16 protein-coding genes and 1 tRNA gene are annotated in these 19144 nt (G+C 63.3%); 9 read left to right on the plus strand and 8 right to left on the minus strand.

Annotated elements, in window-relative coordinates; translation table 11 throughout:
* Position 1: 1 nt before the first annotated feature.
* The 4 genes from HPTL_RS08720 to HPTL_RS08735 form a co-directional block, all read right to left on the minus strand.
* Positions 2-724 carry an AzlC family ABC transporter permease gene (locus HPTL_RS08720; RefSeq protein WP_197713658.1) on the minus strand — a complete coding sequence of 241 codons (723 nt, stop codon included), beginning with the start codon at positions 722-724 and terminating at the stop codon, positions 2-4.
* Positions 721-2751 (minus strand): YgiQ family radical SAM protein, encoded by a 2031-nt coding sequence (locus tag HPTL_RS08725; protein WP_197713659.1) that lies wholly within the window; start codon positions 2749-2751, stop codon positions 721-723. The genes HPTL_RS08720 and HPTL_RS08725 overlap by 4 nt, the downstream gene beginning before the upstream one ends.
* A gap of 65 nt (positions 2752-2816) precedes the next feature.
* Positions 2817-5927: an efflux RND transporter permease subunit gene (locus HPTL_RS08730; protein WP_119335632.1), complete on the minus strand. Its 3111-nt coding sequence runs from the start codon at positions 5925-5927 to the stop codon at positions 2817-2819.
* Positions 5924-7087: an efflux RND transporter periplasmic adaptor subunit gene (locus HPTL_RS08735; protein WP_170141318.1), complete on the minus strand. Its 1164-nt coding sequence runs from the start codon at positions 7085-7087 to the stop codon at positions 5924-5926. Before HPTL_RS08735 ends, HPTL_RS08730 begins: the two co-directional genes overlap by 4 nt.
* Before the next feature lie 78 nt (positions 7088-7165).
* Here HPTL_RS08735 and HPTL_RS11215 point away from each other — a divergent pair, with 78 nt between their 5' ends.
* From HPTL_RS11215 to HPTL_RS08745, 3 genes are all read left to right on the plus strand, one after another.
* A complete protein-coding gene (locus tag HPTL_RS11215; protein WP_170141319.1) occupies positions 7166-7924 on the plus strand; it encodes a (Fe-S)-binding protein in 759 nt (252 codons plus the stop codon).
* A 61-nt stretch (positions 7925-7985) separates the two neighbouring features.
* The gene (locus tag HPTL_RS08740; protein WP_119335634.1) at positions 7986-9413 is read left to right on the plus strand and encodes a LutB/LldF family L-lactate oxidation iron-sulfur protein; all 1428 of its coding nucleotides are present in this window, start codon (positions 7986-7988) and stop codon (positions 9411-9413) included.
* Entirely contained in the window at positions 9410-10165 is a 756-nt protein-coding gene (locus HPTL_RS08745; protein WP_119335635.1) for a LutC/YkgG family protein, read from the plus strand. The genes HPTL_RS08740 and HPTL_RS08745 overlap by 4 nt, the downstream gene beginning before the upstream one ends.
* A gap of 79 nt (positions 10166-10244) precedes the next feature.
* Here the strand turns inward: HPTL_RS08745 and glmS are convergent, their stop codons facing one another.
* Both glmS and glmU read right to left on the minus strand, forming a co-directional pair.
* A complete protein-coding gene (gene glmS / locus HPTL_RS08750) occupies positions 10245-12077 on the minus strand; it encodes a glutamine--fructose-6-phosphate transaminase (isomerizing) (protein ID WP_119335636.1) in 1833 nt (610 codons plus the stop codon).
* 92 nt (positions 12078-12169) lie between these two features.
* On the minus strand, positions 12170-13633 hold the full coding sequence (gene glmU / locus HPTL_RS08755; protein WP_119335637.1) for a bifunctional UDP-N-acetylglucosamine diphosphorylase/glucosamine-1-phosphate N-acetyltransferase GlmU: 1464 nt from the start codon (positions 13631-13633) through the stop codon (positions 12170-12172).
* A 164-nt stretch (positions 13634-13797) separates the two neighbouring features.
* Between glmU and HPTL_RS08760 the strand changes: the two genes are divergently transcribed.
* From HPTL_RS08760 to HPTL_RS08770, 3 genes are read left to right on the plus strand one after another with little or no spacing between them, the layout of a single operon-like run.
* Positions 13798-14172, plus strand: coding sequence for a dihydroneopterin aldolase (locus tag HPTL_RS08760; RefSeq protein ID WP_170141320.1), 375 nt, complete (start codon positions 13798-13800; stop codon positions 14170-14172).
* A gap of 33 nt (positions 14173-14205) precedes the next feature.
* Positions 14206-15144: a sodium-dependent bicarbonate transport family permease gene (locus HPTL_RS08765; RefSeq protein ID WP_055424391.1), complete on the plus strand. Its 939-nt coding sequence runs from the start codon at positions 14206-14208 to the stop codon at positions 15142-15144.
* Between the two features lie 4 nt (positions 15145-15148).
* On the plus strand, positions 15149-15454 hold the full coding sequence (locus HPTL_RS08770) for a P-II family nitrogen regulator (protein ID WP_055424392.1): 306 nt from the start codon (positions 15149-15151) through the stop codon (positions 15452-15454).
* A 50-nt stretch (positions 15455-15504) separates the two neighbouring features.
* On the opposite strand, the gene HPTL_RS08775 is transcribed toward HPTL_RS08770, so the two are convergent.
* Positions 15505-15594, minus strand: a tRNA-Ser gene (locus tag HPTL_RS08775).
* A gap of 27 nt (positions 15595-15621) precedes the next feature.
* Positions 15622-16059 carry an HIT family protein gene (locus tag HPTL_RS08780; protein WP_119335639.1) on the minus strand — a complete coding sequence of 146 codons (438 nt, stop codon included), beginning with the start codon at positions 16057-16059 and terminating at the stop codon, positions 15622-15624.
* 75 nt (positions 16060-16134) lie between these two features.
* On the opposite strand from HPTL_RS08780, the gene HPTL_RS08785 reads away from it, so the two are divergent.
* From HPTL_RS08785 to aceB, 3 genes are read left to right on the plus strand one after another with little or no spacing between them, the layout of a single operon-like run.
* Positions 16135-16590, plus strand: coding sequence for a bacteriohemerythrin (locus tag HPTL_RS08785; protein WP_119335640.1), 456 nt, complete (start codon positions 16135-16137; stop codon positions 16588-16590).
* Positions 16591-16606: 16 nt separating this feature from the next.
* The gene (locus HPTL_RS08790; RefSeq protein WP_119335641.1) at positions 16607-17458 is read left to right on the plus strand and encodes a sulfite exporter TauE/SafE family protein; all 852 of its coding nucleotides are present in this window, start codon (positions 16607-16609) and stop codon (positions 17456-17458) included.
* Positions 17459-17510: 52 nt separating this feature from the next.
* The gene (gene aceB, locus HPTL_RS08795) at positions 17511-19109 is read left to right on the plus strand and encodes a malate synthase A (RefSeq protein ID WP_119335642.1); all 1599 of its coding nucleotides are present in this window, start codon (positions 17511-17513) and stop codon (positions 19107-19109) included.
* Positions 19110-19144 lie beyond the last annotated feature (35 nt).

Consider the following 19144-nt stretch of genomic DNA (forward strand, 5'->3'; position numbering starts at 1 on the left):
CTCACGCTCCTTGGCGGCGCGCATGCCACCAGGTCCAAGCACCACCGGCAGCCAGCCCGGCGAGCACCGCAACGACCACGCCGCTTTTGAGCGGCAGGTCGTACGCCAGGATCGCCACCGTTGCCGAAGTGAGCGCGGTGACGCGCATCGCTGCCTCTTTGACAAGCGGCACCAAAAGCACCAGCAGCGCGATCGTGCCCATGAAGGTGAGCGGCCAGTCACGCGGCAACCATTCCGCGCCGAAAATCCCAACCAGTCCGAAAAGCTGCCACAGCCACCAACACCAGAGGCCAGCCGCGAAAAACATGCGCCAGCGCCGCTCGGGGTCAGGTTCTGCTGTGAGCCGCGGCCCCAACACGATGAACAACGCATCGACCAGCCAGTAACTGCCCAACGCACGCCGTGCCCACGATTGGTGGTGAAACGCTGGCGAGATCGCCGCACTGTAGATCACGAAGCGCAAATTGAGCACAGCGGCGGTAAGCCAGACGATTGCGATCGGTGCCCCGGCAACGATCAACGGCAACGTGCCCAGTTGCGCCGTTGCCGCGAAGACGAAGAGGTTCATCGCCGCCGCTTCGCCTTCGCTCAATCCATAAGCGCGCATCGTAAGCCCCGTTGCGATCGACCACGGGATCAAGCCAAGCGACAACGGCATCATCAAACGCAACGCTTCGCGCCACGCCGGTTCCTCTGGCGTAGCACCTGGAGGCTGAGTACTCACGGACGCTTCACTCCCTGTTTTCGTGGTGTCGATGCGCGTTGGGGTAACCGCTTGTGGGGTTGCCCTGCGCTTGTTGTTTGACGCTGTATGGGGGGATCGACCGGCGGCACCAGCGCATTGGGTCCATACCCGATGAGGTCACGCCGCCCCAGCGCGCGCAACGCTTCCCGAATGAGCGGCCAATTGGCGGGGTCGTGCCAGCGCAGGAGGGCTTTGTGCAGCCGCCGTTGCCGCCCTTTGCGCACGACGGTAACCGGCTTTCCCCCGTTTGCCAACCGTTTCAACGGGTTGCGTCCGGAATGGTACATCGCGGTTGCCAACGCCATCGGGGTTGGCAAAAAGGTCTGCACTTGGTCCGGTTTGAAGCCGTTTTGCTTTAACCAGACCGCTAGATTGACCATCGCTTCGTCGGTAGTCCCCGGGTGCGCTGCGATGAAGTACGGGATCAGTTGTTGCCGTTTACCCGCCGCTTTCGAGTAGCGTTCGAAGAGCGCGCGGAAGCGGTAGTACGTTTCGACCCCCGGTTTCATCATGTGCGCGAGCGGCTCCGGTTCGGTATGCTCCGGGGCGATCTTCAACCGCCCGCTCACATGGTGCTGCACCAGCTCTTTGACATATTCGGGACTTTTTACCGCCAGGTCGTAGCGCACGCCGGAACCGATCGTCACCAACTTCACGCCGGGCACTTCCCGTGCCGCACGATAAAGCTCGATGAGCGGCCGATGGTCGGTTCCGCCCAGGTTTTCGCAGACGTCCGGATAGACGCACGACAGGCGGCGACAGCGCGATTCGATCGCAGGGTCCTTGCACCGCATCCGGTACATGTTGGCCGTGGGGCCGCCCAGATCGGTGATGTGGCCGGAAAAACCGGGCGTTTTGTCGCGAATCGCAGCGATTTCCCGCAAAATCGATTCGTGCGAGCGGTTCTGGATGATCCGCCCTTCGTGCTCGGTGATCGAACAGAAAGTGCACCCGCCAAAGCAACCGCGCATGATGCTCACCGAGAAACGGATCATCTCCCACGCGGGAATGCGCGCGTTGCCGTAACTGGGATGAGGACGGCGCGCATAGGGGCGCTCGTAGAGGAAATCCATCTCTTCCGTGGTGAGCGGCAACGGCGGCGGATTGACCCACAGATCGCGCGCGCCCGGCCCAACCCCGTGCCGTTGCACCAACGCGCGCGCGTTGAATGGGTTCGATTCCAGATGCAGGAGGCGCGAGGCGTGCGCATAGGCCAACGGGTTTGCCGCCACCGTTTCGAACGCCGGCAACCGCACCACCGTGCGTTCGCGTGCCGCCCCTTTGGGCTGCTCGACCGGGCGATCGGGGTCGGTGGCGTCGAGCTCCACCCATTCGGGACCGGGCAGCCAACCTGGCTTCACCGCAAACGCCGACCCCCGCAGGTCACGGATCGACGCGAGCGGTTCGCCTGCTTGCAACCGGGTAATGAGCACAACGAGCGCGCGCTCGGCATTGCCATAGAGCAGCAAATCGGCTTTCGCGTCCAAGAGGATCGAGCGCCGCACCTTTTCGCTCCAGTGGTCATACTGGGCGATGCGGCGCAAACTCGCTTCGATCCCGCCGATGACCACCGGCACGCCAGGAAAGGCTTCGCGGCACCGCTGGGTATAGACGATCACCGCCCGGTCGGGACGTTTGCCCGCAACACCACCCGGGGTATAGGCATCGTCACTGCGGATGCGGCGATCCGACGTATAGTGGTTCACCATCGAATCCATATTACCGGCGGTAACCCCGAAAAAGAGGCGGGGCCGCCCCAGCGCGCGAAACGGTTCGGCACTGCGCCAATCCGGCTGGCTGATGATCCCCACGCGCAAACCGTGCGCTTCCAACAGCCGCCCAACGAGCGCCATGCCAAAACTGGGGTGGTCGACGTACGCGTCGCCCGTGACCAAGACGACGTCACAGGCGTCCCACCCGAGCGCATCCATTTCGGCGCGACTCATCGGCAGGAACGGGGCTGGGTTCGGATTGACCAGTTGGGGCAGGATCGTGGGTGTGTTCATCGTATCGACTCGTTATTTGCGAAGGATTGTAACGACTTTCGAGTCAGAAAACCACTGCCCACCATTCAGACCATTGCAACCCGTTTCGCTTGACCCCGCAACAGCGCGAGCAACAGGAGCGGCACCACGAAAAGGGTGAGGATCGTCGAAACGCCCAGCCCCCAGACGATACTCGACGCCACCGGCCCCCAGAGGAGCGAGTGACCGGCCAGACCCGTCGCCAGAGAAAAGAGCCCACCGATCGTCGTGCCCGACGTGATGAGGATCGGGACGATCCGCCGCCGTGCCGCGGTCACCACGGCGTGAATCGGGCTCATCCCGGCGCTGCGGCGGTCGTTCACCGCAGCAACGAGCACGATCGCGCTATTGACCGCGATTCCGGTGAGCGCGACCACCCCGTACATCGTGTAAAGCGAGAGCGGCAAACCGGACGCGGCCAACCCGAAAACCACGCCGGTAAACGCCAACGGCACCGTCACCAGGATCACCAGTGGCTGCACGTAGCTGCGAAACTGAGTGGCCAAAATGAGATAGATCAACCCCACCCCGACTAGGAAGATTTTCTGCAATGCCGCAAGGCTTTCCTTGATGTCGTCGAGCTCGCCGGTGAAGTCGAGCGTGACGTTGGGATAGTGCGCCGCCACCGCCTGCCAACGCCGCAGTAGCTCTGCGTTCACCGCTTGGGTCTCGGCAACCGTGCGGTCGAGTTCCGCTTCCACCGTCACCGAACGGGTGTATTGGTAACGGCGCACCACGCCCGCCGTTTCGCGCACCGTCACGTCGGCCAATACCGATAACGGCACCGCACCACCCGCAGGCGTCACGATCGGCAAATCGAGCCACGACGGGACGCTCGGCCACGCAACGGGTTTTGCCTGGACGATCACCCGCCAGGTCTCACCGCCCCGCCGCGTCTCCCCCACGTACTCGCCGTCGGCAAGAAGCGCCGTGGTTCGGGTCGCAGTGGCGACGTCGAGGTTCGCGTCGGCCAGCGCCTCCGGGCGCCAGCGCAATTCTATGGTGGGGCGCCCGGCCGCCTGATCATCCTGAATGTCCTTCACCCCCGGGATGTCGCGGAGCCACTCTTTGACGAGCGCCACCACGGCGTCGCGCGCAGCGTCGTCGTCGGAGCGCACCTTGACGCTCACCGGGCGCTGCGCGGGCGGCCCCCCTTTGACGATCAAGAACGACGCGGTGTAGGGTTTCGCCGCGGCGGTCACCGCGTCGCGCAGCGCATCGATCACCGCTTCGGTACTTCGCCCGTTCGGTGTGCGGGGGTTGAGCGAAACGATCACCTGGGCATGGTGGTCGGCATAAAGCGGTTCGGTATCGGTGAATTTCACGCCCGCCATCGCCACCGCCGCGCGCAGCTCCTCGGCAGGCAGTGTCGCTTCCACCGCCTGCCGCATCCGGTCGGCAACCGCGAGCGTCTCAGAAAGCGGTGTCCCGACCGGCAGATCGGCATGGATATAGAAGAGCCGAATCGTTTCGAACGCGAAAAACTGCACCCGAACGGTGCCACTCACCACCAACGCCACCGCAGCAGCGAACGCCAGGAACGCAAGCACCGCCGCCCGTTTCGGTCGGCGTAGCGCCCATACCAGCCACCGACCATAGCGATTGCGCAAGCGGCGCTGAAAGCGCTCGCGCCAGAGCCCCCAGCGCGAACGCGGCCGATCGAACGCCGCATGCATCGTCAAGATGTGCGCCGGAAGTAACCAATAGGCTTCGACGAGGCTCATCGCCAGCGCCACAGTGACGACGACGGGAACGACCCGCAAAAAATCGCCCAGAATGCCGGGCAGGAGCATGAGTGGCAGAAACGCCGCCACTGTGGTGAGCACCGCGCTTGCCACGGGCGCGGCCACTTCGCGCAACCCGGCAAAGACCGCCTGCTGCGCCGGCACCCCCTGCACGATCTTGTCGTGGATCGCTTCAACGATCACCACCGCATCGTCGACAAGCATCCCGAGCGCGATCACCACCCCCAAGAGCACCGTCAAATTGAGCGTACTGCCGCTCACGGCCAATACAGCCATTGCCCCCGCAAGCGCAAAAACCATCCCCGCAGCCACCAGCAGCGCCAAATGCCGCCCCAGGAAAAACCCGACCATGACCAGAACCAGCGCAAGGCCCACCAGCGCGTTCTGTTCCATCACACCGATTGCTGCGCGCGTCTCCGGGGTTTGGTCATCGACGAGCGCAAGCCGCAGCCCCAGCGCTTCGAGCCCCGAATTGTGCTCGTCGATATAGCGGTTGAGCGCGTCCAAAAGCTGAAGGGTGTTCGCCTTCGCCTTTTTGGTGATCGAAACGAGGAGCGCCGGATGACCGTGGAAACGGACGAGTTGACGGGCGCGCTCCGCCCCTTCCTGAACCTCGGCAAGCTGGGAAAGTGGCAGCAGCGCCGGTACCGGGTCGTTGGTACGCGCCACTTGGATCGGTAACTGGGCGAGCGCCTCGGCAGAAACCGTTTCGCCCTGTACCCGCGCGAGCCACTCTTCGCCAGCGATCCGCACCCGCCCAGCAGCCAGATCGCGGAACCAGGCGCGCACTTGATCCGCGAGCGTCACAGGGGCAACGCCCAGCGCCGCCAACGCGATCGGGTCGAAACGTATCTGCAATTCCGGTTCGCGAAAACCGAAGACCAACGCGCGATCTACCCCCGGAAGGCGCTCGAGGTCCCGTTTGATCCGCTCCGCAGTCGCACGCAGCGTCTCCCCACCCACCGGTCCGTACAACGCGAGCATCGCGGTTGGAAAACCGTTCGAGGTCGTGATCTCCATCACGCGTGGGGTTTTCGCGGTCTCCGGCAGGTCGTTCGCCTTGTTGAGTACCTCACGCCGTACCTCTTCGACGCGGCGCGCAAAGGTGGCGTCGTCCAGGCGTTCGAAACGGACCAAGATCGACGACAGCCCCTCACGCGAGGTCGACACCAAATAGCGGATATCGGAAACGGTGCGCAGCGCCTCTTCGAGCGGCTCGGTGATCTTTCGCGCGACATCTTCGGCGCTCGCCCCAGGATAGACCGTCCAGACATTGACCCAGTTGAAATTGATTTCGGGGTCGCGCGCCCGGGGCATCGTCAGATAACTGGCGACCCCGAGCGCAACGACCAGCAAAAACGCAAGGTTCGCCAGCGGCCCATTTTCCAACAAGCGGCGCACGAACCCACTCATTGCCCGCACTCCGCGCGAGTTTCGGATCGGGGTGTACGCGCACCCACGTATGCCCACGCAAGCCCCCCCTGGCGACCCACCGCGATCTGCGCCTCCTCAGGTAACCACCCAGACGGTAACGCCACCACGGCGCTGCGCCCCGGAAGGGCGTCTGGTAGCGCCAGAAAACGGGGCGGCGCAGTGGGGTTACGTCGCACCCAAACCCCGACGCGACCGTCGAAGGTCGTGACCGCTTCTGGCGGCGCGATGCGTGCCGACGATTGCCACCGGACCCGCCCCACGGTTCCTGCGGCCAATGGATGAGGGTGCGTGAAGCGAAACCGCACCGTCGTGCGCTGTCCGGGCGCGTCACGCACCGCGTTGGTTGCGACCCAGGTGAGCGCGATTTCCGCGGCCGGATCAGAAGAGGGATCGGAGATGAGCGCGGATGAATGTCCGGTTACGAACGGCACGAAGCGAGGTGACGCGGCAGCATGGGCAAGCTCCGCTGCCTGATCGCCCACCACCTGCGCGACCACCTCCTGCTCGGCCGAGGTCACCACCGCGATCCCTTGTCCCGCAGCGACCCAGTTTCCTTCCTGCGCCAAGCGTGCGGTGACCACACCGGCAAACGGCGCGCGCACCACCGCGTGCGCCAAGCGCCATTCGGCTTGCGCCCGTTGCGCCGCCCGCGCAGCCGCCTCCTGCTCGGCGATCCGCAACTGCTCTTCGGCAGCCGCCATGTTGTCGCGGTTGCCCACCCGTTGGGCAAGCAACCGCTCTGCTTGGGCAAGTAACCGTTTCGCCTGCGCCACCCGCGTTTGCGCCGCGGCATACGCCGCCGCCGCTTCGTCGCGCGCCAAACGCAACAGCGACGCGTCGAGCTCCGCGACCACATCGCCTGCCGCCACCTGGTCCCCCACGCGCACGGGGAGTTTTTCGATTCGGCCAGCGACTTCCGGCGCGACGGTTGCCGACTCGCGTGCGACCACTTTCGCGGGGGCTTCGCGCGCAGACGGCACCACTACCGTCGGCCACGGCTGCCAAATCGCTTCGGCGGAACCAGCCTGCGCGCACGCTTGTGCCGTTTCGGCTTGCGCCACCGGTTGCGTCTGCGCGATGCCCAGCCAACCGCAGAGCAGCGCTAGGCGCCACGCGATCCCCCATTGCTTGCGTCGCACCCAATTTCTGTTCCCGATCGACAAGTGCGCCTCCTGCTCAGTATAATGAGCGGGTCTTCCCGCTCGTGTTTTCGTACTATGGCTACCCAACCCCGCGTCGGTCTCTTTGTCACCTGCCTGGTCAATACCATCCGTCCCAACATCGCGATGGCGCTTGCACAACTCTTGGAAGCCACGGGGCACCGCGTCGAAGTCCCGTTCGCGCAAACCTGCTGCGGGCAACCCGGCTACAACGCGGGGGACTGGGATGCCGCCCGTGCGCTTGCGAAGCAGACCATCGCCGCGTTCGAACCCTTCGATTATCTCATCGCGCCGTCGGGCTCGTGCCTTGCGACGATTCGCCACGACTATCCGGAGCTGCTCAAAGACGATCCCGAATGGCGGGAACGCGCGCAACGGCTCGCAGCCAAGTCGTGGGAAGCGCTGAGCTACTTCGCCCAACAGGTTCCATTGGAACAACTCCCACGGGTCCGGTTCCCCTATCGCGTCACCTACCACGACTCCTGTTCCGGCTTGCGCAGCCTGGGGATCAAGGGACAACCGCGCCAGCTCCTTGCCCGTGTCGAAGGGCTGACGCTCGTGGAGATGGCAGAGGCCGAGGTGTGTTGCGGGTTCGGTGGCACCTTCTGCGTCAAATATCCCGAACTCTCCGAGGCGATGGTCGAACGCAAGGTCCAAAACATCCTGAAGAGCGGCGCGCAAGTGCTCTTAGGCGGCGACCTGGGTTGTCTGATGAACATTGCCGGGCGGCTTGCGCGCATCCATGCCCCGGTCCGGGTCTATCATACCCTCGAAGTGCTGGCGGGGCTGGCAAATGGTCCCGGTTTGAATGGCTGACGCGATCCCGCGGGAGCATGCAATGAGCGAGCAATCGACAAAAGCCCAGCTGTGTCACCCGATGACCAGCCGCACTCCACGCCGCTTTCGCGAACAAGCGGTCTTCGCGCTGCACGAGCCCAATCTCCAGGCGGCGCTTTCCCGTGCCGCGGATGGCTTCATCGGCAAACGCGCGAAAGCGGTTGCGCTCGTCCCCGAATTCGAGCAGTTGCGCGAAGCGGGCGCCCAGCGCAAAGATGAAATCCTGGCCAACCTCGACACCTACCTCGCCGCGTTCGAAGCAGAGGTCACCCGCCACGGCGGTGTCGTCCATTGGGCACCCGATGCCGACGCGGCGCGCCGCATCATTCTGGAGATCTGCGCCGCAGCGAATGCCCGCGTGATCACCAAGGGCAAATCGATGGTCTCCGAGGAGATCGGGCTCAACGAGGCGCTGGAGGCAGCGGGGTACGAAATCGTCGAAACCGACCTAGGGGAGTACATCATTCAGCTGGCGGGAGAAGCTCCTTCACACATCATCGCCCCCGCGGTCCACAAAACCAAAGAGCAGATCTCCGACCTCTTCGAAGCCGCGCATGGCACGCCGCGGCAAACGACCGTCGAAGGGCTGGTCACCGAGGCGCGGTTGCAGCTGCGACAAAAGTACTTCCAAGCAGACGTCGGCATCACCGGCGCGAACTTCCTCGTAGCCGAGACGGGACAGACCCTCATCGTCACCAACGAAGGGAACGGTGACCTCACGCAGACGCTCGCACGGGTCCATATCGTCACCGCCGGAATCGAGCGGGTGGTCGGCACCCTCGAGGACGTTGCGCTCTTTCTGCGTTTGCTCGCGCGTTCCGCAACGGGGCAAGACAGCGAAACCTACACCACCTACTCCGTCGGCCCGCACCGCGCAGGCGACCAGGACGGCCCGGAAGCGTTTCACGTCGTGCTCGTCGACAACGGACGCAGCCGGATGCTCGATGGACCGTTCCGTCCAATGTTGCGCTGCATCCGCTGCGGCGCGTGCATGAACCATTGCCCGGTCTATGGCGCGATCGGCGGGCATGCGTACGGTTGGGTCTACCCGGGGCCGATGGGATCGGTCTTGACTCCGCTCTTTACCGGACTCGACAACGCGCTCGATCTGCCCAACGCCTGCACGCTGAACGGTCGTTGCGGTGAAGTGTGCCCGGTGAAAATCCCATTGCCGGACCTGCTGCGCCGTCTTCGCCACGAACAGCACAAAGCGGGCCTTCGTCCGGCGCTGGAAGGACGGGCCCTCACCCTCTGGCGCTGGCTCGCAACCCGCCCTGCGCTCTACCATGCCGCGGAACGGGTCAAAGTCAGGCTGCTCGCCGCGTGGGCGCGCGGGCGCAAGACGCTTGACTGGTTTCCCTTCGCCCGCGGCTGGTTTGGGGTTCGTGACCTGCCCACGCCCCCGGGACGCACCTTTCTCGAACTGTGGCACGCCAAACGCGAAAACCCAAACGGAGGCGAGCGATGAACGCAACCGCAGGCTTTCCCACGTCGCAACGACCCGAACGGCTGGACTCCGCTTCGACAAACGACAGCACCGCCACCCGGCACGCCGACGGTCGTGAACGGGTGCTCGCTGCGATCCGCGCTGCGCTGGGCAAAAATGGCGCAGTTGAGCCTGCCGATCCCGCTGCGCGTGCCGCTGCGATCACCCCGCGCGCACCCCACCCCCGGCTGGCGTTCTCTGAACCAGTCGCGGCACGATGGCAACGACTTTGGACCGCACGTGCCGGAACGGTGCACGAACTCCCTTCCCGCGACGCCCTTCCCGAAGCGGTCGCGGCGTGGTGTGCCGAAGTGGGTGCCACACCGCCCACACACGCGAGCGGCACCCTCCTCGACCTCCCCTGGCCTGCTGCGTGGCAACTGCGCTGCGAACCGGCAACCGTCACCACGGAAACCGCGGTGAGCGAAGCGTACGCTGGCATCGCCGAAGTGGGAAGTCTTGTCTTCCTCTCCGCCCCCGTGCATCCCACCACCCACCGGTTCGTGCCAGACAACCACCTCGTGCTGCTATCGCAGTCCCGCATCGTTTCCCATTTCGAGGAGTTCTGGGCGCTGCTGCGCCGCGAACTGGGTGACGACACAACCGATTGGCGCGAACATCTGCCGCGCACCATCAACTTCGTCGCTGGCCCCTCACGCACCGGAGACGTCGAGCAGACGATCCAGTTGGGCGCCCATGGGCCGCGGCGGGTGCACGTCTTCTTGATCCCCTGAACCCCATCCACCCGCTTCCGTTTTTCAGGCGGGGCGGAACACCCCGCACCGGGTGAAAACGCAAGGCGGGGGACGCGCGTCACTCCACCGTCACACTCTTTGCCAGGTTCCGAGGCTTGTCGACATCGGTTCCCCGCACGAGCGCCACGTGATATGCCAGGAGTTGTAGCGGCACTACATGGACGATCGGAGAAAAGAGCCCGTAGTGTTCCGGCAACTGGATCGCGTGCAGGTGCGGCACCTGCGGTATGCTCACCCCCTGATCGGCGAAGACGTAGAGTTCGCCGCCGCGGGCGCGCACCTCTTCCAGGTTGGACATGAGCTTGTCGAGCAACTGATCGTTCGGCGCCACCGCAACCACCGGCATCAGGGCATCGACGAGCGCAAGCGGCCCATGCTTCAGTTCGCCCGCGGGATAGGCCTCCGCATGGATGTAGCTGATCTCTTTCAGTTTCAACGCCCCTTCCATCGCGATCGGCCAATGGACCCCGCGCCCCAAAAAGAGCGCGTGCGCTTTGTCGGCGAAATGGGGCGCCCACGCAGCGATCTCCGCTTCCTTCGCCAACACCGCCTGTAGCGCCACCGGCAAATGGCGTAACCGCGTCAATTCCGCTGCTTCCGCTTCGGGGGTGAGCCGGCCGCGCAGCTTCGCCAACGTCAAGGTGAGCAGCGCCAGCGCCACCAATTGGGTCGTGAAGGCTTTCGTCGACGCGACTCCGATCTCCGGTCCGGCATGGGTGAGAAAGGTTGCCGCCGCCGTGCGGGTCAAAGCCGACTCTGGTACGTTACAGATCGCCAGGCTCTTCGTCATCCCCAGTTGATGGGCATGTTCGAGCGCCGCGAGGGTATCGGCGGTTTCGCCCGATTGCGAAATCGCCACCACAAGCGTTGCTGGATGCGGAACGCTGTCGCGGTAGCGGTATTCGCTCGCGATTTCGACCACCGTCGGAATCCCCGCCACCGCTTCGAGCCAGTAGCGTGCGACCATTCCGGCATGGTAGCTGGTGCCGCACGCCAAAATCAGCACCCGGTCGATCTGGTCTAGCCACTGCTCGGCCGCCCCAAAGAGCGCGGACCCCAACGCGACGCCACCGCCGATCGCGCCGACGGTATTGGCGATCGCCTGCGGCTGCTCGAAGATCTCCTTCTGCATGTAGTGGCGGTACCCCCCCAACGCCACCGCGTCTGCGGTGAGCGCCGTGGTGCGGATGGGACGCGTCACGGGCGACCCGTCGGCCGCAACGACCGTCACCGATGCGGGGGTCAATTCGGCCACGTCCCCCTCTTCCAGCCAGATCACCTGGCGTGTGTGGGAAACCAACGCCGAGACGTCGGACGCCGCGAAGTTCGCCCCTTCGCCCACGCCCAACACCAACGGGGAACCGCGACGCGCCACGACCAACCGCTGTGGGTCGTTCGCGTCGAGCACCGCGATCGCAAAAGCCCCTTGAAGGCGCGCCACGGCCTGCTGCACCGCGGCAAGGAGCGATGCCCCTGCGGCACGTGCCTGCGCCACCAGATGGACGATCACCTCGGTATCGGTCTCGGACGCGAAAACCGCCCCGTGCGCAGACAATTCGGCGCGCAACGCGTTGGCGTTTTCGATGATCCCGTTATGGACGAGCGCAACGCTACCCACCACATGGGGGTGCGCGTTCGCTTCGGTCGGTGCCCCGTGGGTTGCCCAACGGGTATGGGCGATGCCCACCCGCCCGCTGAGCCCCTGGCGACGCACCGCCTCTGCCAACGCCGCAACCCGGCCCGTTCCCCGCGCGCGCTGCAGCACCCCAGCGTCATCGACCACCGCAATGCCTGCAGAGTCGTACCCGCGATATTCGAGTCGCGCCAACCCGTCGAGCAAGAAATCGACCATGCTTCCATTAGCGGCTACCGCCGCGACGATCCCACACATCGTGCTCTGCCCTCTTCAGTTCGTCGTTCGTTACCGTTGGCCGCGCTTCACCACCCTACCTGCCCCCAACCCTGCATGCGCACGCCAACCGCTCATCGTTTCTTCTGGGGGCGCTTCCAGCCCGTGATCGAGCGCTGCGGTGCTCGCGAAAGCGTCAGCGCCTCTGGCGGCGCGTCTTTGGTAAGCGTCGTGCCCGCTCCCAACGTTGCGCCGCGCCCGACCCGCACCGGCGCAACCAGTTGCGTATCGCTGCCGATGAACGCGTCGTCCTCGATCACCGTCCGGTATTTGTTCGCTCCGTCGTAGTTGCAGGTGATCGTTCCCGCTCCGATATTGACCCGAGATCCCACCGTCGCGTCGCCCAGATAACTCAGGTGGTTGGCTTTGCTTCCTTCCCCGATTTCGCTGTTCTTCACTTCGACGAAGTTGCCGATGTGCACCCCGTCGGCGAGCACCGTCTTGGGCCGTATGCGGGCGTAGGGGCCGATCACCGCGTTCGCGCCGATCCGCGCACCGACGATATGCGAAAAGGGCTCGATGCGCGTCCCTGGCCCAACGACACAGTCCTGCAGCACAGAGTGCGCGCCGACCACCACGTCGTCGTGCAATACCACCTCGCCCAGGAAGAGGCAACCGACGTCGATCGTCACGTCGCGCCCGCAGGTAAGCTCCCCGCGCAAGTCGAACCGCGCCGGGTCGAGCAAGGTTACGCCCGAGGCCAAGAGCCGTTCCGCCGTCTGCCGTTGAAAAATCCGTTCCAACTCGGCAAGCTGCCGCTTGTCATTGACCCCGAGGGTCTCTTCTACCGTCTCCGGCTGCACCGCAACCACAGCAACCCCCTCGGCCACGGCACGTGCGACCACGTCGGTGAGGTAATACTCCCCTTGCGCATTGTTGGGGGTGAGCGCAGCAAGCCACGCCGCCAAGCGGGCTTTCGGCAAGACCATCACACCGGTATTGACTTCACGAATCGCACGTGTGGCTGCATCCGCATCTTTCTCTTCGACGATTGCGGCAACACCACCTGCGCCATCGCGCACGATTCGCCCGTACCCGCTCGGATTTTCGAGGGTCACCGTAAGCAGCGCGACCCCGTCGCACGCGGTTGCCGCGGCGACGAGCCGCACGAGCGTCGACGGCCGAATGAGCGGAACGTCACCATAGAGGACCAGAGTCCATCGTGCTGGCGAATCGGCGAGCGCCGGTAGCGCTACCTGCAGCGCATGACCGGTGCCAAGCTGCGGCGTCTGCGCCACCGTGCGCCAGATGTCTGAACCGGTTTGCTCGGGCGCCTTCTGTGGCGCAGTCGGCCCGTTCCCACTGCTTGCAGACACCCTCTGGCGCGAATACCACGCCGCGAGCGCAGCGGTTACCTGCGCCGCTTCATGACCGACCACCACCACGCCTTGCGCGGGAGCGAGCGCTTCTGCGGTATCGAGCACGTGAAAAAGGAGTGGCCGCCCCGCAAGCGGCTGCAACACCTTTGGCCGCGCCGAACGCATCCGCGTCCCTTTTCCCGCAGCCAGAACGACGATATCGACTGTGTGCGGTGTCATCTTCCCTCGCCCTCACCGTGACCCTAGGATTTTCGCACAACAAAGCCCATATCGACCGCTTCGATTTCTGCCGACCGCGGCTCGCTCGATTTGCGCCGCCCCGTTTTTTGCCTTCTCAAACAATGCCGCTACAATCGCGCCGATACGCCTGAAGACGAATGCCTATGTACGAAGTGTTCATCGACGAGATGGAAGTGGTCGTCCCGGTGGGGCTCTGCCCGCACGAACGGCTGGCCCCGCAACGCTTACTCGTCTCCGTTCGCGCACGCGGCGCGCTGCCGATCCGTCCGCATGACCTCAGCGCGTGCATCGACTATTCGCTCGCCGTCGACCGGGTCAGCGCTTGGCAGTCGGCGCCCCATGTCGACCTCCTGGAAACGCTCGCCACCGAACTCGTCGACCACCTCTTTCGCCACGATCCGAAAATCGATTGGGTCGAGGTGACGCTTGCCAAACCAGATTTTTACCCAAACGCCCGCGCCGTAGGGGTGCGCATTGCGCACTCGCGTGACAGCTATGCGGCGCGCACGGCGTTATAATTATGAATTACGATCATTTCGTCGGAAGCAATCATGGCATTCGATCCGGTTCCGCTCTTCTTCGTACTGGGTTTTCTGGCGCGACTCGCGCGTTCTGACCTCAAAATCCCCGGACAACTCTACGAAGCCCTTTCGATCTATCTGCTCCTGGCGATCGGTCTCAAAGGCGGTGTGGAACTTGCCAAAGAGCCTTTCTTCGAAGTCGCACCCAAAGCAGGGGTAACGATCCTCTTGGGCGTGCTCATCCCGCTCGTTGCGTTTCCCATCCTCACCCGTTTGGGTCGACTGCCGCGGCCCGACGCCGCGTCGATCGCCGGTCATTACGGTTCGGTGAGCGCGGTGACGTTTGCGGTCGCGCTCGACTTTCTCCGCGCCAAAAACGTCCCATTCGAAGCGTACGCGCCGCTTTTCCTCGTCCTTCTTGAGATCCCCGGGATCATCGTCGGGATTCTTCTGGCGCGGATGGGTAACCTCCAAACCGTCCGCTGGGGACCACTCGCGCACGAGGTCCTTTTAGGGAAAAGTATCGTGCTCTTGGCAGGGGGACTCGTCGTGGGTTGGCTCGCCGGCCCCGAAAAGATCGCCCCGCTCGAACCGTTCTATTTCGTCGGCTTCAAAGGAGCGCTATCGCTCTTTCTCTTGGAAATGGGGCTCGTCGCGGCCGGGCAGATCGACGCGCTGAAGCGTGCCGGGGTATTTCTGACGGTTTTCGGTGTCGTGATGCCGCTCATCTCTGCTACCCTAGGATTCATCGCCGCGGCAATCGCCGGCCTTTCCGCAGGCGGCGCGATGCTGTTGGCAACGCTCGCCGCGAGCGCCTCCTACATCGCGGCCCCCGCAGCGATGCGCATCGCCGTGCCCGAAGCCAACCCGGCGCTCTCGATCGGCGCATCGCTCGTGGTCACCTTCCCCTTCAACATTCTGGTTGGCATCCCGCTGTATTATTTCGTATCCCAACAGATCATTGGATAACGAGATGAAAACGCGCGCTACCCGACAACTCGTCGTGATCATTGCCGAAGAAGCGATCGAAGGGCTGCTCACTACCGACGTGATGCGCCTGGGTGCCCATGGTTACAGCGTCTGCGAAGTCCGCGGTCAGGGCTCCCGCGGTTCCCGCAGCGGTGAATGGGAAGCCGCGAAAACGGTCCGCATCGAGGTACTCTGTTCGCCGGAAGTTGCCGACGCGATTCTCGATCACGTCCTGACCCACTACTTCCGCCATTATGCCGTGGTGGCTTATACGTTCGAAGTGGGCGTGTTACGACCGGAGAAGTTTTGAACCCCTTCAGCGTTCCTTGGCACGAAAACAGATCGTCGGTATGCAAGGGATGGCGGAGGCGGTGAGATTCGAACTCACGAGGGGCGCAAACCCCTGGCGGTTTTCAAGACCGCTGCCTTAAACCACTCGGCCACGCCTCCGATCGGGCGCAATTGTACCGTAAAACCTCACACCAACGCGACATCTTCGCCGCGCCCCAATTCGGCAGTCAGCGCGGCACGCATCGTTTCGCATGTCGCAACGGCCCGAACGGACGGGCGATTGCGGACGCGTCGACCCCAGTAGGGCTCAGGAAAATGGGGATCGTCTCGGTAGCGAGGGATCACATGCCAATGCAGGTGCGGCACCACGTTCCCGAACGCAGCCAGATTGACCTTGTCGGGTTGCGCCTCCGCGCGGAGGGCACGCTCGACGCCCCATAAAATCCGCCACAGATGGTTCGCCTCAGCCCAGGAAAGATCGGTCATCTCCTCGACGTGCCGCTGCCAGATCACACGGAGATATCCCGGATACTCGGGATCTTGCACCCATACGACGCGACACATTCGGTTTTGCCAAACGATGGGCAACACTTCTGACGCACACAAGGGACAAGGTGGAGGCATCGCAAACGACCTGCTGACAACGCGCAGTGATCAGTATAATCTCTGTATATCCATCTTTGCTACCGTGCGCGTTCCATGGCCAACGACAAATCCGGTTTTACGCCCTTAGAGTGGCGTCCGCAACTCGCGGTGGGTCATGAAAAGATCGACAAAGACCACAAGCGGTTGATCGAACTCATCAACGAGGTGCAATCCCTCTTTGTCACGCATGCCTCGATGGGGGTGCTTACGCTTGCGCTCGACGCGCTTCACGACTACACGCGTGATCACTTTGCGCGTGAAGAGTCGGTCATGCGAAAAATTGACTACCCCCACTTTCACAAGCACGCGCAAGCCCACGAAACGCTCGTCCGGCGCCTCAACGACCTGACCGAAAAGATCCTGCTGGCCCACTCCCAACAAACCTCAGCCGATAGTCTACCCAAGGAAAATAAAGAAGCGCTGTTACAACTGTTGCGCGACTGGTTGATCCACCATGTGATCCAGGAAGATCTCAAAATGAGGGACTACCTCCTGGGCGCAGCGGTCTGACGCGCGTACGCGCCTCATGGAATTTCTCGACACCCCATTCACCGCGTGGTTCGGTGTGATTCTGGGCGGTGCCGCCGCGGGGGCGATGAATGCGCTCGCTGGCGGCGGCACCTTCTTCTCCTTTCCGGCACTGCTCGCAGCCGGTTTGCCCCCGGTTGTCGCCAATGCCACCAATTCGGTGGCGCTCTGGCCAGCGAGCCTCTTCACCGCCTGGGCGTACCGGCACGAATTGCGCCGCTATGCCCACCACCTTGTCGTAATGGTCGTGATTGCGTTGATCGGAGGCGCGCTGGGTGCTGTGCTTTTGCTTTTCACCCCCAACCGAACCTTCGCAACGCTCATTCCTTGGCTTTTGCTCATTGCAACACTGCTTTTTGCCGCGGCACCACGCATCAACCGCTGGCTTACGAAGCAGCGGCAAACCGCTGCATCAGCCATTTCGCCCCAACCCCTGGCCGAGAAACGAAACGATACCGTCATAGCGCCCCCCGGCAGCAGCATTGCCCACCCGGGTGCGCGTCTGTTCCAGTTCTTCGTCGCGATCTACGGCGGTTTCTTTGGTGCAGGGATGGGAATTGTGATGATCGCGGCGATTGCGCTGCAACGCATCGAAGACATCCATGAAATCCAGGCCCTCAAAAACCTGCTCTCAGCGGCGATCTATACGGTAGCAGCGGCGACCTTCGTTATCGGCGGTGCGGTGAGCTGGCCCCACCTCGTGGTCACCGCGATGAGCGCCAGCGTCGGGGGATATCTCGCTGGTCGCGTCGCGCGACGCTTACCCGCGAAGTGGCTTCGCACCTTCGTCCTCTTCGTCGGAACCGCGCTCACCTGCTATTATTTCGTTTCCGTCTATGGAGCCCCGTAACGCAACTCGTTGCGGAAAAATCCGTTCATTGTGACTTAGGGAGACAAAAACGATGTCTGCACTACCTGACGGCGTGACGATCAACGCCCCGATGCACCCACGCTTCGACGAGATTCTGACACCAGAGGCGCTGTCATTCGTAGCCAAACTGCACCGGAAATTCGAACCACGGCGGCAAGAACTCCTGCGCGCGCGCGTCGAACGGCAAGCGCGCATCGACGCAGGGGAAATGCCCAATTTCCTTCCCGAAACGGCGCACATTCGCGAAGGCGACTGGAAGATCGCACCGGTGCCCAAAGCGTTGGAATGCCGCCGCGTCGAAATCACAGGCCCTGCGTCGGATCGCAAGATGGTGATCAACGCGTTCAACTCCGGCGCGGACAGCTACATGACCGACTTCGAAGACGCGAACAGTCCCAACTGGTTCAACCAGATCCAAGGGCAGATCAACGTCTATGACGCGATTCGCCGTCAGATCGATTTCGTTGCCGAAAACGGCAAGGAATACAAACTGAATGAGAAAATCGCGGTGCTGCAAATCCGTCCGCGCGGCTGGCACCTGGACGAAAAACACGTTCTTGTCGACGGGCAACGCGTCTCTGGTGGGCTTTTCGATTTCGGCTTGGCCTTTTTCCACAACGCCAAAGAGCAGATCGCGCGCGGCGCCGGCCCCTTCTACTACCTGCCGAAGCTCGAAAACCATCTCGAAGCGCGGTTGTGGAACGACGTCTTCCATTTCGCCGAAGACGAATTGGGACTGCCGCGGGGCACGATCAAAGCGACTGTTCTCATCGAAACGATCCTGGCCGCGTTCGAGATGGAAGAAATCCTCTATGAACTGCGTGACCACTCGGCAGGTCTCAACGCAGGGCGCTGGGACTACATCTTCTCCTGCATCAAAAAGTTCAAGAAAAACAAAGACTTCTGCCTGGCCGACCGCAATTTGATCACCATGGAAGTTCCCTTCATGCGTGCCTACGCCCTTTCGGTCGTCAAAGCGTGCCATAAGCGCGGCGCCCCGGCGATCGGCGGCATGAGCGCGCTGATCCCGATCAAAAACGACCCGGAAGCGAACGCGCGTGCGCTCGAAGGTGTGCGCAAAGACAAGCGGCGCGACGCGAACGACGGCTTCGACGGCGGCTGGGTCGCCCACCCCGGTTTGGTGCCGATCGCGATGGAAGAGTTCGTCGCGGTGCTCGGCGACAAACCCAACCAGTGGGAAAAACAGCGTACGGAAACCTTCACGGCGAAGGAGCTACTCGATTTCCGTCCGGAACAGCCGATCACCGAAGCGGGGCTGCGCAACAACATCAACGTGGCGATCCACTACCTGGGCGCATGGCTCAACGGCAACGGTGCGGTGGCGATCCACAACCTGATGGAAGATGCCGCAACCGCAGAGATCGCGCGCTCGCAAGTGTGGCAATGGGTCTATAGCCCGAAAGGGATCTTGACCGACGGACGCAAGGTCACCGCAGAGCTCGTCCGCTCCCTGATCCCGGAAGAGCTCGACAAGGTGAAAGCGGTGGTCGCCGCCCAAGGCGAACCGCTGGAAACGTATGAACAAGCGGCGCAAATCTTCGAGAAGATCGCATTGGATCCGGAATTCCCCGAATTCCTGACGTTGCCGCTCTACGAAGCCATGCCGTAGCCGCGAAAGGGGCGCAACCAAGCGCCCTTTTCTTT

Source organism: Hydrogenophilus thermoluteolus, from assembly GCF_003574215.1.
Lineage (GTDB): Bacteria > Pseudomonadota > Gammaproteobacteria > Burkholderiales > Rhodocyclaceae > Hydrogenophilus > Hydrogenophilus thermoluteolus.